The following is a 1,166-nucleotide window of genomic DNA, read 5'->3' as shown; positions in this document are numbered from 1 at the left end:
AAGTTTAGCCAGGACCTCGCTCAAGACCCGACAACACGTCGGCTATGGTACGGGATTGCCACCGCCCACGACTTTGAAAGCCACGATGGCATGACCGAGGAGAATCTCTATCAAAAGATATTCGCCTCCCACTTCGGTCATCTGGCAATCATCTTCCTGTGGACCTCGGGCAACCTGTTCCACGTCGCCTGGCAAGGAAACTTCGAACAGTGGGTCACAGACCCCCTAAACATCCGTCCCATCGCCCACGCGATTTGGGACCCGCAATTCGGCGCGCCGGCAGTGGATGCCTTCACCCAAGCCGGAGCAGCCAACCCAGTGAACATCACCTACAGCGGTGTCTATCACTGGTGGTACACCATCGGCATGAGAACCAACGGCGACCTCTACCAAGGCTCCATCTTCCTGATGGTCTTGGCCGCCGTGATGCTCTTCGCCGGCTGGTTGCACCTCCAACCTAAGTTCCGCCCCTCTTTGGCCTGGTTCAAAAACGCAGAATCGCGTCTGAACCACCACCTGGCGGGACTGTTCGGGGTCAGCTCCCTGGCTTGGACGGGCCACCTGGTCCACGTGGCTATCCCCGAATCTCGGGGAGTTCATGTGGGATGGGATAACTTCCTCTCCGTGAAGCCACACCCCGCCGGATTGGCACCGTTCTTCACCGGGAACTGGGGCGCTTACGCCCAAAACCCGGATAGCTTGAACCACGTCTTTGGCACCTCCGAAGGAGCGGGCAACGCTATCCTGACGTTCCTGGGTGGATTCCATCCCCAAACCGAGTCCTTGTGGTTGAGCGATATCGCCCATCACCATCTGGCGATCGCGGTTCTGTTCATCATCGCCGGTCATATGTACCGTACCAACTTCGGTATCGGTCACAGCATGAAGGAAATCATGGACGCCCACAATCCTCCCAAAGGCACTCCCTTTGGCGGGTTGCTCGGTGAAGGTCACAAGGGAATGTACGACACCTACAACAATTCCTTGCACTTCCAACTCGGATGGCACTTGGCTTGTTTGGGTGTAATCACCTCCTTGGTGGCGCAACATATGTACAGTCTGCCTCCCTACGCTTTCATGGCACGGGATTACACCACTCAGGCAGCTCTGTACACCCACCACCAGTACATCGCTGGGTTCATCATGGTGGGAGCTTTCGCCCACGG

General features: G+C 57.2%; 1 pseudogene. It reads left to right on the top strand.

The features are described 5' to 3' along the window. Positions 1 to 1,166: pseudogene (psaB, locus tag LKK83_RS00545) on the top strand (photosystem I core protein PsaB); the annotation flags it as partial.

The sequence above is a fragment of the Phormidium sp. CCY1219 genome, assembly GCF_035615515.1.
Classification (GTDB): Bacteria; Cyanobacteriota; Cyanobacteriia; order Cyanobacteriales; family Laspinemataceae; genus CCY1219.
Note: the sequence above shows the minus strand (reverse complement) of the source record. Positions and strands in the feature narration are given on the sequence as shown.